A 12769-nucleotide genomic window follows, 5' to 3' on the forward strand; every position below is an offset into this window, starting at 1 on the left:
CGACCCTCGGCAATGCCTGGGTCGACCTGACGCGCATTACCCTGTGGCTGCTGCTGCCGCTCTCTCTGCTGGTGGCCCTGTTCTTTATTCAGCAGGGCGTGCCGCAGAATCTGCAGGCCTACCAGCCCTTTACCACCCTCGAAGGGGTGCACCAGCTGCTGCCGATGGGGCCTGTCGCCTCACAGGAAGCGATTAAGCTGCTGGGCACTAACGGCGGCGGTTTCTTCAATGCCAACTCCGCCCATCCGTTTGAAAACCCGACCGCGCTGACCAATCTCGTGCAGATGCTGGCGATCTTCCTGATCCCGGCGGCGCTGTGCTTCGCCTTCGGCGAGGTGGTAAGCGATCGGCGTCAGGGACGCGCCATCCTGTGGGCAATGACGCTGATCTTTATACTCTGCGTCGCCGTGGTGATGTGGGCGGAGACCCGCGGCAATCCGCATCTGCTGACGCTGGGTGCCGACAGCAGCCTGAATATGGAAGGTAAAGAGAGTCGCTTCGGTATTCTCGCCAGCAGTCTGTTCGCGGTGATCACCACCGCCGCCTCCTGCGGCGCGGTCAATGCCATGCATGACTCCTTCACCGCGCTGGGCGGCATGGTGCCGATGTGGCTGATGCAGATTGGCGAAGTGGTGTTCGGCGGCGTCGGCTCGGGCCTGTACGGCATGCTGCTGTTCGTTATGCTGGCGGTATTTATCGCCGGGCTGATGGTCGGCCGCACCCCGGAGTACCTCGGGAAGAAAATCGATGTCCGGGAAATGAAAATGATCGCCCTCGCCATTCTGGTCACCCCGACGCTGGTGCTGCTCGGCACGGCGCTGGCGATGATGACCGACGCCGGCCGCGCCGGGATGTTCAACCCTGGACCGCACGGCTTTAGCGAAGTGCTGTACGCCGTCACCTCGGCGGCCAATAACAACGGCAGCGCCTTCGCTGGCCTGGGTGCGGCGACGCCGTTCTGGAACCTGCTGCTGGCGTTCTGCATGCTGGTCGGCCGCTTCGCCGTCATCATTCCGGTGATGGCCATCGCCGGCTCGCTGGTGGCGAAGAAAATTCAACCGGCCAGCCCCGGCACCCTGGCCACTCACGACGCCCTGTTTATCGGTTTACTGATCGGCACCGTGCTGCTGGTGGGCGCCCTGACCTTTATTCCTGCGCTGGCGCTTGGCCCGCTGGCTGAACACTTTTCCTTACTTTGAGCGATGCGGAGCACCCTGTTATGAGTCGCAAACAATTAGCCCTGCTGGAGCCGACGCTGGTGCGCCAGGCGCTGCTGGATGCCGTGAAAAAACTCAGCCCGATGGTGCAATGGCGCAATCCGGTGATGTTTATCGTCTGGGTGGGCAGTCTGTTAACTACCCTGCTGGCGATCGCCATGGCTGGCGGCGCCCTGACCGGTAGCGCCACCTTTACCGCCGCCGTCAGTATCTGGCTGTGGTTTACCGTGCTGTTCGCCAACTTTGCCGAAGCGATGGCGGAAGGCCGCAGCAAAGCCCAGGCCAACAGCCTGAAAGGGGTGAAAAAAACGGCCTTCGCCCGCAAACTGCGCGCCCCGCAGCATGACGCGCCGGTCGACCACGTGCCGGCGGAAGACCTGCGCAAAGGCGACGTGGTGCTGGTGGAAGCCGGGGATATTATCCCCTGCGATGGCGAAGTCATCGAAGGCGGCGCCTCGGTGGACGAAAGCGCCATTACCGGCGAGTCTGCCCCGGTGATCCGTGAATCCGGTGGCGATTTTGCCTCGGTGACCGGCGGGACACGCATTCTCTCCGACTGGCTGGTGATCCGCTGCAGCGTGAACCCGGGAGAAACCTTCCTCGACCGGATGATCGCCATGGTGGAAGGCGCCCAGCGCCGTAAAACGCCGAACGAGATCGCCCTGACGATCCTGCTGATCGCCCTGACGCTGGTGTTCCTGCTGGCCACCGCCACCATCTGGCCCTTCTCGGCGTGGAGCGGCAATGCGGTCAGCGTTACCGTACTGGTCGCCCTGCTGGTGTGCCTGATCCCGACCACCATCGGCGGGCTGCTGTCGGCCATCGGCGTCGCCGGGATGAGCCGTATGCTCGGCGCCAACGTGATCGCCACCAGCGGCCGCGCGGTGGAAGCCGCTGGCGACGTCGATGTCCTGCTGCTGGATAAAACCGGGACCATTACCCTCGGCAACCGCCAGGCCTCCGCCTTCCTGCCGGCGCGCGGCGTGGAAGAGCGAACCCTCGCCGACGCCGCCCAGCTCTCCTCGCTGGCGGATGAAACCCCTGAGGGGCGCAGCATCGTGGTGCTGGCGAAACAGCGCTTTAATCTGCGCGAACGCGATCTGCAGTCGCTGCACGCCACCTTTGTCCCCTTTACCGCGCAAACGCGGATGAGCGGCATCAATATCGATCAGCGCATGATCCGCAAAGGGTCGGTGGACGCCATTCGCCGCCACGTGGAGGCCAACGGCGGCCACTTCCCTGCCGATGTCGATAAACAGGTGGAAGAGGTCGCCCGCCAGGGGGCCACGCCGCTGGTGGTCGCCGAAGGCGAAAAGGTGCTGGGGATTATTGCGCTCAAAGATATCGTCAAAGGCGGCATCAAAGAACGTTTCGCCCAGCTGCGCAAAATGGGCATTAAAACGGTGATGATCACCGGCGATAACCGCCTGACCGCCGCGGCGATCGCCGCCGAGGCCGGCGTCGATGATTTCCTCGCCGAAGCGACGCCGGAAGCCAAGCTGGCGCTGATCCGCCAGTATCAATCGGAAGGTCGGCTGGTGGCGATGACCGGCGACGGCACCAACGACGCGCCCGCGCTGGCTCAGGCCGACGTGGCGGTGGCCATGAACTCCGGCACCCAGGCGGCGAAGGAAGCGGGCAACATGGTCGACCTGGATTCCAACCCCACCAAGCTGATTGAGGTGGTCCATATCGGCAAACAGATGTTAATGACGCGCGGCTCGCTGACCACCTTCAGTATTGCCAACGACGTGGCGAAATATTTCGCCATTATTCCGGCGGCGTTTGCCGCGGTCTATCCTCAGCTGGCCATGCTGAACGTGATGGGCCTGCATTCGCCCTCATCGGCGATCCTCAGCGCCGTTATCTTCAACGCGCTGATCATCGTCTTTCTGATCCCGCTGGCCCTGAAAGGCGTCAGCTATCGCCCGCTCTCCGCCTCGGCGATGCTGCGCCGCAACCTGTGGATCTACGGCCTCGGCGGTCTGCTGGTGCCCTTTATCGGTATTAAAGCCATCGACCTGCTGCTGACCCTGAGCGGTCTGGTGTGAGGAACAAACTATGTCATTGATTCGTCCGGCACTTGTGCTATTTATTCTGTTAACGCTGCTCACCGGCGGCGTCTATCCTCTGCTAACCACCAGCCTGGGACAATGGTGGTTTAACTCACAGGCCAACGGCTCGCTGATCCGCCTGAACGGTGAAGTGCGCGGCTCGGCGCTGATTGGCCAGAACTTCACCGCCGCAGGCTATTTCCAGGGCCGCCCGTCGGCCACCGCGGAGACGGCGGATAATCCCATGGCCTCTGGCGGCAGCAACCTCGCCGCCAGCAACCCGGCGCTGGATAAAGCGGTGAGCGAGCGCGTGCAGGCCCTGCGCGCCGCCAACCCGGACGCCGACCCGCGGGTGCCGGTCGAACTGGTCACCACCTCGGCGAGCGGTCTCGATAACAACCTGACTCCGGCCGCCGCGCTGTGGCAGGTGCCCCGGGTGGCTCAAGCGCGCCAGCTGAGCGTTGAGCAGGTAACCCAGTTGGTGAATCAGGCCACACAAACCCCGCTGCTGAGCTTCCTTGGCCAGCCGGTGGTCAATATACTGCAACTCAATATGGCGCTGGATGCCCTGAAGGATAAGTAAATGAGTGACGAGCCGCTGCGCCCGGACCCTGACCGCCTGCTGCAGCACACCGCCGCCCCGCATCGCGGCAAACTTAAAGTGTTCTTTGGCGCCTGCGCCGGGGTGGGGAAAACCTGGGCGATGCTGGCGGAAGCGCAGCGGCTGCGCGCCCAGGGGCTGGATATTCTGATTGGCGTGGCGGAGACCCACGGCCGTAAAGAGACCGCCGCGATGCTGCAGGGCCTGAGCACCCTGCCGCCGCGGCGGCTTGCCCATCGCGGGCGGTACGTCTATGAGTTCGATCTCGACGCCGCTCTAGCCCGCCGTCCGGCGCTGATTCTGGTGGATGAGCTGGCGCACAGCAATGCGCCAGGCTCCCGCCATCCAAAGCGCTGGCAGGATGTGGATGAACTGCTGGAGGCCGGGATAGATGTTTTCACTACCGTTAACGTCCAGCATCTGGAAAGCCTGAATGACGTCGTCAGCGGGATCACCGGCGTGCAGGTGCGGGAGACGGTTCCCGATCCCTTCTTTGACGCCGCGGACGACGTGGTGCTGGTGGACCTCCCCCCTGACGATCTGCGCCAGCGGCTCAATGAGGGCAAAGTCTACATCGGCGGCCAGGCCGAGCGCGCTATCGAAAACTTTTTCCGCAAGGGCAATCTGATTGCGCTGCGCGAGCTGGCCCTGCGCCGCACCGCCGACCGCGTCGATGAGCAGATGCGCGCCTGGCGCGACCGCCAGGGCCAGGAGAAAGTCTGGCACACCCGCGATGCGATCCTGCTCTGTATTGGGCACAACACCGGCAGCGAAAAGCTGGTGCGCGCCGCCGCCCGGCTCGCCGCCCGCCTGGGCAGCGTCTGGCATGCGGTGTATGTCGAGACCCCTTCCCTGCACCGGCTGCCGGAAGGCCGGCGGCGGGCTATTCTCGCCGCGCTGCGTCTGGCCCAGGAGCTGGGGGCCGAAACCGCCACCCTCTCCGACCCGTCGGAAGAGAAAGCGGTCCTCCATTACGCCCGCGAACATAACCTCGGCAAAATCGTCATTGGCCGCCAAAGCAAGCGCCGCTGGTGGGATCGCAGCGGCTTCGCCGATCGTCTGGCTCGCCATGCGCCGGACCTCGATCTGGTGGTGATCGCCCTCGATGAGAAACCCTTCCCCCTTGCCGCACGCGCCAGCGACAGCCGTCCGGCGCTGGAGAAATGGCGCCTGCAGCTGCAGGGCTGCGCGGTGGCGGTGGCGCTATGCGCCATCATTACCCTGGTGGCCATGCAGTGGTTGATGGCCTTCGAAGCCGCCAACCTGGTGATGCTCTATCTGCTGGGGGTGGTGCTCATCGCCCTGGTCTATGGCCGCTGGCCATCGGTGCTGGCGACGGTGATCAACGTCATCAGCTTCGATCTCTTTTTTGTCGCCCCGCGCGGAACGCTGGCGGTGTCGGATGTCCAGTATCTGCTCACCTTCGGCGTGATGCTCACCGTGGGCCTGCTTATCGGCAACCTCACCGCCGGCGTGCGCTACCAGGCGCGGGTGGCGCGCTACCGCGAACGCCGTACCCGCCATCTGTATGAGATGTCTAAAGCGCTGGCGGTGGGTCGCAGCCAGCAGGATATCGCCACCACCAGCGAGCGGTTTATCGCCTCCACCTTTCAGGCCCGCAGCCAGCTGCTGCTCCCGGACGCCCAGGGAAAACTGCTGCCCTTAACCCACCAGCCAGGGCTGACCCCGTGGGATGATGCCATCGCCCGCTGGAGCTTTGATAAGGGGCAGCCTGCCGGCGCCGGCACCGATACCCTGCCCGGCGTGCCGTATCAGATCTTGCCCCTGAAGAGCGCCGCCCGCACCTGGGGACTGCTGGTGGTGGAACCGGAGAATCTGCGCCAATTGATGATCCCGGAGCAGCAGCGGCTGCTGGAGACCTTTACCCTGCTGGTGGCCAGCGCCCTGGAGCGCCTCACCCTGACCGCCAGCGAAGAGCAGGCCCGGCTGACCAGCGAGCGGGAAAGCCTGCGTAACTCGCTGCTCGCCGCCCTGTCGCACGATCTGCGTACTCCGCTAACCGTGCTGTTTGGCCAGGCGGAAATTCTGACCCTCGATCTGGCCAGCGAAGGTTCAAAACATGCCCCGCAGGCCAACGAAATCCGCCAGCATGTGCTCAACACCACCCGGCTGGTGAACAACCTGTTGGATATGGCGCGGATCCAGTCCGGCGGCTTTAATCTGCATAAGGAGTGGCTGACGCTGGAGGAAGTGGTCGGCAGCGCGCTGCGCATGCTCGAGCCAAGCCTCGGCGGCCAGCATATTCAGCTGGATTTACCCGATCCCCTCCAGCTGGTGCATGTCGACGGGCCGCTGTTCGAGCGGGTGCTGATCAACCTGCTGGAAAATGCCCATAAGTATGCCGGCTCCCGGGCGAGCATCGGCATTCGCGCCGAGGCGGACGCCCGGCAGTTGTCGCTGGAAGTATGGGATAACGGTCCTGGGATCCCGGCAGGCCAGGAGCAGACTATCTTTGATAAATTCGCCCGCGGCAACAAAGAGTCGGCGATCCCTGGCGTCGGGCTGGGCCTTGCCATCTGTCAGGCCATCGTCGACGTCCACGGCGGGACCATCTCCGCCAGCAACCGGCCCGAGGGCGGCGCCTCATTCCGTGTTACACTGCCGGGAGAAACGCCCCCTGAACTGGAAGAGCTACCTGAGGAATTGTGATTAACGTTCTGATTATCGAAGACGAACACGCTATCCGACGCTTTCTGCGCACCGCGCTGGAAGCCGACGGCATGCGCGTATTTGAAGCGGAAACCCTGCAGCGTGGGCTGATTGAAGCCGCCACCCGTAAGCCCGACCTCGCGATCCTCGATCTCGGCCTGCCGGATGGTGACGGCATTGATTTTATTCGCGACCTGCGTCAGTGGAGCCAGATGCCGATTATCGTCCTGTCAGCGCGTAGCGAAGAGCATGACAAAATTGCCGCCCTGGATGCCGGCGCCGATGACTACTTAAGTAAACCCTTTGGCATCGGCGAGCTGCAGGCCCGCCTGCGCGTCGCGCTGCGTCGCCACGGCGCGGCGCAGGCCGATGAGCCGGTGGTGCGCTTCGCTGACCTGGAGGTCAATATCCCCGCCCGCCGCATCCTGCGCGGCAGCGAAGAGATCCACCTGACGCCTATCGAGTTTCGCCTGCTGGCGGCGCTGTTGAATAATCCCGGCAAAGTGCTTACCCAGCGCCAGCTGCTGAATCAGGTGTGGGGGCCTAACGCCGTGGAGCACAGCCACTATCTGCGGATCTATATGGGTCATCTGCGACAAAAGCTGGAGGCCGATCCGGCACGGCCGCAGCATTTGCTGACCGAAACCGGGATTGGCTATCGCTTTATGCCCTGAATCCCGCCTCTGCAGTACCAGAGGCTGGCGATTTTCAGCCCTTCAGAGAGCAGCAGAAAGCCTGCCAGGATCGCTACATGCCGGACGCCGGCAGCCTGAATCAGCCACAGGCCCAGCGATAGCGAAGGCTGCATAAACAGCAGCCTGAGCGGCGCCTGCCCCCAGGCCAGCCACAGCGCATAGCGGCTCTGGCGGAAAAAAAAGATCATCGATAGCGGGATGCTGATAATCAGCAGAACATTCAGCGGGTACAGCCAGACCGCCGCGGATCCCCAGGTGTGCAGCAGCTGGAGATAAGCCAGCAGATCGTCGTAAAAAGGGAGGCGGCGGTGGGCAATATTCCACCATAAGAATTGCAGGACGAAAAAGAGATCCATCCACGCCCAGAACAAAAAAAGAGACTTCCGTTGTATTTTCATCGCTATCCTTGCGAAAAAAATCAGGCCCGCAAGGGGCCTGATGGTAGTGCGTCGTTAAGCGTTCTTCAGCACTTCGCTGACAATCTCTACCGCTTCTTTTTCAATCAGCTTGCGATGCTCTTCGCCGAGGAAGCTTTCGCAGTAGATCTTGTAGGCGTCTTCAGTGCCTGACGGACGCGCCGCGAACCAGCCGTTGTCGGTCATCACCTTGAGGCCGCCAATCGCCGCCCCGTTGCCCGGCGCCGCGGTCAGACGGGCAGTGATCGGATCCCCCGCCAGGGTGTCAGCGCTGACCATTTCCGGAGAGAGCTTGGACAGCGCCGCTTTCTGCGCGGAGGTCGCGGAAGCCTGCAGACGGTTGTAGCTCGGCGCGCCGAAGCGTTCCGCCAGTTCGTTGTAATGCTCCTGCGGGTTTTTCCCGGTCACCGCGGTGATTTCCGCCGCCAGCAGGCACATGATGATGCCGTCTTTATCGGTGGACCACGGCGTGCCGTCGAAGCGCAGGAAGGAGGCCCCGGCGCTCTCTTCGCCGCCGAAGCCGAAGCTGCCGTCGAACAGGCCGTCGACAAACCACTTAAAGCCCACCGGCACTTCCACCAGCTTGCGGCCCAGATCGTTCACCACGCGGTCAATCATCGCGGAGGAGACCAGCGTTTTACCCACCGCCACCTCTTTGCCCCACTGCGGACGATGCTGGAACAGGTAGTTGATCGCTACCGCCAGGTAGTGGTTCGGGTTCATCAACCCCGCCGGGGTGACAATCCCGTGGCGGTCGTAATCCGGGTCGTTAGCAAACGCCAGATCGAACTTATCGCGCAGCGCCAGCAGGCCGGCCATCGCACACTCTGAGGAGCAATCCATGCGGATGGCGCCGTCTTTATCGAGGTGCATAAAGCGGAAGGTCTGATCCACCTGATCGTTAACAATGGTCAGATTGAGCTTGTAGTGCTCGCCAATGCGCTTCCAGTATTCGATACCGGACCCGCCCAGCGGATCGACGCCCAGCGTCAGGCCGGCTTTCTGGATTGCGGCCATATCGACGATATCCGCCAGCCCCTCAATGAACGGCTGCACCAGATCCTGTTCTTTAACGTGGCCAGAAGCCAGCGCCGCGTCCAGAGAAATGCGTTTCACGCCCTGCAGGCCCGCGGCCAGCAGTTCGTTGGCGCGGTTTTCCACCACTTTGGTGACGTTGGTATCAGCCGGGCCGCCGTTTGGCGGATTGTACTTGATACCACCATCTTCCGGCGGGTTGTGTGACGGGGTGATCACAATGCCGTCCGCCAGCGGACCGCCTTTTTTGTTATGCACCAGAATCGCGTTGGAGACCGCCGGCGTCGGGGTGAAGCCGTTGTTTTCCTGCACGATCACGTCGACGCCGTTGGCGGTTAACACTTCCAGCACCGAAATAAACGCCGGCTCGGAGAGGGCGTGGGTATCTTTGCCGACATAGCACGGACCGGTGATCCCGTTTTTCGCACGATCTTCCGCAATGGCCTGGGCGATGGCCAGGATATGCGGTTCGTTGAAGTTGTGGCGCGCCGCGCTACCGCGATGGCCAGAGGTGCCGAATTTTACCGCATGCTCCGCATTACCGACTTCAGGCTTCAGCACGTAGTACTGAGCAGTCAGTTGGGCGACGTTAATCAAATCACTCTGTTGCGCAGGCTGCCCCGCACGTTTATCGATTGCCATTGCCTGATCCTTCTGGTGCAAATGTTAAAAAGCTAGATCGTGCCGCAAACCTTTTCAATCAGCTCCGCAGGGAACTGCATCGACTGCATGATGTGCTCAATCATGCTGCATTTACGGCCGGTATTGGTATTGGTGATCACCCACCACGGTGTACCAGGAACCTGTTTCGGTTTGGTCTGATTACCGCTTTTCAGCAGCGTACGCGCATCTTCCGCGAAGTAAACGCGCGTGCGGCCGTGCAGAGACTCGGTGGCCTCGGCAAATGCTTTACTGTCCAGGGAGTAGAGGGTCGTCAACACCAGCATAAAACGGTTCACCGCGCGCTTCTGCTCGGCGTATTCATCAGATAACAGCATCTCGCGCATGGCGCGGACTTTATCTTTCACCGGGTTAGCGGGTTTCACCTCAGCGACAGGCGCTGGCGCCAGCGTCGGCGCGGCTTTGCTGACCGGTGTAGCCGGTTGGGAAACGGCGGAAAATTTCAGCATACGCCGTAAAATGTCGGATGCGCTCTCGCCGATATGCAGAGTGTGGCTGGCAATATAGCGATAGAGTTCATCATCAACTTCAATTGTTTTCATCTTAATCCAGTGCGATATCTTTTCTGAATACAAATCGTTGGGATTATAAGTACAAATCCCAACCGCGGATAGCGTCAAACCAGGATGGCGGTAAAACTCAGAAAACTTCTGGGTCTTGCAGCCGGATGGCAGAATGTCCAACATAATACCCTAACCCGACGGAGCGAAAAAAAGAACTTTGCCATGAAATTAAATAGCCGAGCGCAATCTGCACAGAATCCGCACAACCACTCCCCGATCGTGCTGGTCCACGGTCTGTTTGGCAGCCTGGACAACCTGGGCATCCTCGCCCGCGACCTGATCGCCGACCACGATATTGTGCAGGTCGATATGCGCAACCACGGTTTGTCGCCGCGGTCGCCAGAGATGACCTACCCCGCCATGGCGCAGGATCTGCTTGATACGCTCGACGCGCACCAGATCGAGCGCGCCACCTTTATCGGCCATTCGATGGGCGGGAAAGCGGTAATGGCGCTTACCGCCCTGGCGCCTGAACGCATCAGCGGTCTGGTGGCGATCGATATCGCGCCGGTGGATTATCACGTTCGCCGCCATGATGAGATTTTCGCCGCTATCCGCGCCGTCAGCGAATCCGCCGCCAGCACCCGCCAGCAGGCGGCGCAGGTGATGCGCGAGCACCTGCAGGAAGAAGGCGTGATTCAGTTCCTGCTGAAATCATTCGTCGACGGCGACTGGCGCTTCAACGTGCCGGTGCTGTGGGACCAGTATCCGCATATCGTCGGCTGGGAAACCATCCCGGCCTGGCCGCACCCGACGCAGTTTATTCCCGGCGGCAACTCGCCCTATGTGACCGACGCCTACCGCGACGCGCTGCTGGCCCAGTTCCCGCAGGCCCGGGCCCACGTCATCGCCGGCGCCGGACACTGGGTCCATGCCGAGAAACCCGAGGCGGTGTTACGCGCCATCCGCCGCTATCTGACGAGCATCGCCGCCTGATTGGCTAAAATATGCCCGACCGCGCCGCAGAATGCCCGCGGTCGTTGGCGCAGCCGTTCGCCTGATGTATGATGGCGCGCTATCTGCGCCGGCTAGAGCCCGGCAGCTTGTTTCCCCGAAGTCACTCAGAATCATGGCAAAAGAACAAACGGACCGTACGACATTAGATTTGTTCGCAAACGAGCGTCGCCCGGGAAGACCGAAAACCAATCCGCTGTCGCGCGATGAACAACTGCGCATCAACAAACGTAACCAGCTGAAACGCGATAAGGTTCGCGGGCTGAAGCGCGTGGAGTTAAAACTCAACGCCGATGCGGTCGATGCGCTCAACGAGCTGGCGGAAGCGCGTAATATGAGCCGCAGCGATCTCATTGAAGAGATGCTGATGACCCAGTTAACCGCCCTGCGCAGCCAGGGAAAAGTCTAACTTTCCGCGAAAAACCCGCATTCATGTAGCAGAGTGTGCAGTCGGGCGTGATTGCTGTTTCCGCGCCCTTGCCTGTTCTGCTATGATTGCCGTTATCTATGGGCATTGCGTCCCTACCACATCATTTAAGTTTCAAGAGGTTATTTTACTCATGGCAATCATCGGCATCTTTTTTGGCAGCGACACCGGCAACACCGAAAATATTGCAAAAATGATTCAAAAGCAGCTTGGTAAAGATGTTGCTGATGTTCACGACATTGCCAAAAGCAGCAAAGAAGACCTGGAAGCCCACGACATCCTGCTGCTCGGTATCCCGACCTGGTACTACGGTGAAGCGCAGTGTGACTGGGATGACTTCTTCCCGACGCTGGAAGAGATCGACTTCAATGGCAAACTGGTGGCGCTGTTCGGCTGCGGCGACCAGGAAGATTACGCAGAATACTTCTGCGACGCGCTGGGCACCATCCGCGACATCATTGAGCCGCGCGGCGCGACCATCGTCGGTCACTGGCCAACGGCGGGGTATCATTTTGAAGCTTCCAAAGGCCTGGCGGATGACGACCACTTCGTCGGCCTCGCCATCGATGAAGACCGCCAGCCGGAGCTGACCAACGAGCGCGTTGAGAAATGGGTGAAACAGGTTGCCGAAGAGCTGCACCTCGAAGAAATCAAAAACGCCTGATGATTAAGCGGCGCAATCATTGAGTTGCGCCGCATTAATAGACAAAAGCAATCAAACTAATAGCTACAAGTTTTTAACTTTTAATCACATATCTGTACAATGTCCTCTGATTCTACGAGGCACGTGACGCAGTTTGTAGCTGGTGCCTCGTTTTTGACAGCAAACCAGGCCTGATGCTTGCAGTTTTCATTTACCAGTGGCAGTTCTATAATGAGACGCATTACGTCGGGTTAATTTCTGTATGACTTCCGTTGAAGGAAGTAGATCGTTTAGCAACAGGACAGATTCCGCATGACTGACAACAATACCGCATTAAAGAAGGCTGGCCTGAAAGTCACACTTCCTAGACTAAAAATCCTTGAAGTGCTGCAGGAACCGGATAACCATCATGTCAGTGCGGAAGACTTATATAAACGCCTGATCGACATGGGCGAAGAGATCGGTCTGGCGACCGTTTACCGCGTCCTCAACCAGTTTGATGACGCCGGCATCGTGACTCGTCATAATTTCGAAGGCGGAAAATCCGTTTTCGAACTGACCCAGCAGCATCACCACGATCACCTGATCTGCCTCGACTGCGGCAAAGTGATCGAATTCAGCGACGACTCGATCGAATTACGCCAGCGTGAAATTGCCTCCCGCCACGGCATCCGCCTGACCAACCACAGTCTGTATCTGTACGGTCACTGTGCGGAAGGGGATTGCCGCGAGGACGAACACGCCCACGACGCGGTGGAAAAATAATTCCCCGTTTCGCTGAGACTGAAAAGCCAACCTGCCGGTTGGCTTTTT

General features: G+C 60.6%; 12 protein-coding genes. 9 read left to right on the forward strand and 3 right to left on the reverse strand.

Annotation, left to right across the window (positions count from 1 at the left end):
* The 5 genes from kdpA to kdpE form a co-directional block, all read left to right on the forward strand.
* Nucleotides 1-1199: potassium-transporting ATPase subunit KdpA (kdpA, locus tag HMPREF9538_RS0126925; protein WP_009484149.1), on the forward strand; the 1199-nt coding region annotated here is incomplete at its 5' end.
* 20 nt (nt 1200-1219) lie between these two features.
* Nucleotides 1220-3268 carry a potassium-transporting ATPase subunit KdpB gene (gene kdpB / locus HMPREF9538_RS22820; protein ID WP_004147607.1) on the forward strand — a complete coding sequence of 683 codons (2049 nt, stop codon included), beginning with the start codon at nt 1220-1222 and terminating at the stop codon, nt 3266-3268.
* Nucleotides 3269-3278: 10 nt separating this feature from the next.
* Complete coding sequence (gene kdpC, locus HMPREF9538_RS22815) at nt 3279-3854, forward strand: potassium-transporting ATPase subunit KdpC (protein WP_004142248.1); 576 nt, start codon at nt 3279-3281, stop codon at nt 3852-3854.
* Nucleotides 3855-6542, forward strand: coding sequence for a two-component system sensor histidine kinase KdpD (gene kdpD, locus HMPREF9538_RS22810; RefSeq protein ID WP_009484150.1), 2688 nt, complete (start codon nt 3855-3857; stop codon nt 6540-6542).
* A complete protein-coding gene (gene kdpE, locus HMPREF9538_RS22805) occupies nt 6539-7216 on the forward strand; it encodes a two-component system response regulator KdpE (RefSeq protein ID WP_002894776.1) in 678 nt (225 codons plus the stop codon). Before kdpD ends, kdpE begins: the two co-directional genes overlap by 4 nt.
* Here kdpE and HMPREF9538_RS22800 read toward each other — a convergent pair.
* From HMPREF9538_RS22800 to seqA, 3 genes are read right to left on the reverse strand one after another with little or no spacing between them, the layout of a single operon-like run.
* Nucleotides 7198-7635: a hypothetical protein gene (locus tag HMPREF9538_RS22800; protein WP_004179052.1), complete on the reverse strand. Its 438-nt coding sequence runs from the start codon at nt 7633-7635 to the stop codon at nt 7198-7200. The genes kdpE and HMPREF9538_RS22800 overlap by 19 nt on opposite strands.
* A 54-nt stretch (nt 7636-7689) precedes the next feature.
* Nucleotides 7690-9330, reverse strand: a complete 1641-nt coding sequence (gene pgm / locus HMPREF9538_RS22795) for a phosphoglucomutase (alpha-D-glucose-1,6-bisphosphate-dependent) (RefSeq protein ID WP_002894773.1) — start codon at nt 9328-9330, stop codon at nt 7690-7692.
* 32 nt (nt 9331-9362) lie between these two features.
* Nucleotides 9363-9911, reverse strand: a complete 549-nt coding sequence (seqA, locus tag HMPREF9538_RS22790) for a replication initiation negative regulator SeqA (protein WP_002894771.1) — start codon at nt 9909-9911, stop codon at nt 9363-9365.
* A 183-nt stretch (nt 9912-10094) separates the two neighbouring features.
* Here seqA and ybfF point away from each other — a divergent pair, with 183 nt between their 5' ends.
* The 4 genes from ybfF to fur all read left to right on the forward strand — a co-directional run bounded on the left by ybfF (nt 10095) and on the right by fur (nt 12721).
* The gene (gene ybfF / locus HMPREF9538_RS22785; protein ID WP_004152229.1) at nt 10095-10868 is read left to right on the forward strand and encodes an esterase; all 774 of its coding nucleotides are present in this window, start codon (nt 10095-10097) and stop codon (nt 10866-10868) included.
* Between the two features lie 133 nt (nt 10869-11001).
* On the forward strand, nt 11002-11295 hold the full coding sequence (ybfE, locus tag HMPREF9538_RS0126935; protein WP_002894767.1) for a LexA regulated protein: 294 nt from the start codon (nt 11002-11004) through the stop codon (nt 11293-11295).
* A 151-nt stretch (nt 11296-11446) separates the two neighbouring features.
* The gene (fldA, locus tag HMPREF9538_RS22780) at nt 11447-11977 is read left to right on the forward strand and encodes a flavodoxin FldA (protein WP_002894765.1); all 531 of its coding nucleotides are present in this window, start codon (nt 11447-11449) and stop codon (nt 11975-11977) included.
* 291 nt (nt 11978-12268) lie between these two features.
* Entirely contained in the window at nt 12269-12721 is a 453-nt protein-coding gene (fur, locus tag HMPREF9538_RS22775) for a ferric iron uptake transcriptional regulator (RefSeq protein ID WP_002894761.1), read from the forward strand.
* Nucleotides 12722-12769: the final 48 nt, after the last annotated feature.

This window comes from Klebsiella sp. MS 92-3, from assembly GCF_000195655.1.
GTDB classification, from domain to species: Bacteria; Pseudomonadota; Gammaproteobacteria; order Enterobacterales; family Enterobacteriaceae; genus Klebsiella; species Klebsiella pneumoniae.

Coding starts and splice junctions, on each gene's coding strand:
- kdpB (WP_004147607.1), top strand. CDS start 1,220: ATGAGTCGCAAACAATTAGCCCTGCTGGAGCCGACGCTGGTGCGCCAG.
- kdpC (WP_004142248.1), top strand. CDS start 3,279: ATGTCATTGATTCGTCCGGCACTTGTGCTATTTATTCTGTTAACGCTG.
- kdpD (WP_009484150.1), top strand. CDS start 3,855: ATGAGTGACGAGCCGCTGCGCCCGGACCCTGACCGCCTGCTGCAGCAC.
- HMPREF9538_RS22800 (WP_004179052.1), bottom strand. CDS start 7,635: ATGAAAATACAACGGAAGTCTCTTTTTTTGTTCTGGGCGTGGATGGAT.
- pgm (WP_002894773.1), bottom strand. CDS start 9,330: ATGGCAATCGATAAACGTGCGGGGCAGCCTGCGCAACAGAGTGATTTG.
- seqA (WP_002894771.1), bottom strand. CDS start 9,911: ATGAAAACAATTGAAGTTGATGATGAACTCTATCGCTATATTGCCAGC.
- ybfF (WP_004152229.1), top strand. CDS start 10,095: ATGAAATTAAATAGCCGAGCGCAATCTGCACAGAATCCGCACAACCAC.
- ybfE (WP_002894767.1), top strand. CDS start 11,002: ATGGCAAAAGAACAAACGGACCGTACGACATTAGATTTGTTCGCAAAC.
- fldA (WP_002894765.1), top strand. CDS start 11,447: ATGGCAATCATCGGCATCTTTTTTGGCAGCGACACCGGCAACACCGAA.
- fur (WP_002894761.1), top strand. CDS start 12,269: ATGACTGACAACAATACCGCATTAAAGAAGGCTGGCCTGAAAGTCACA.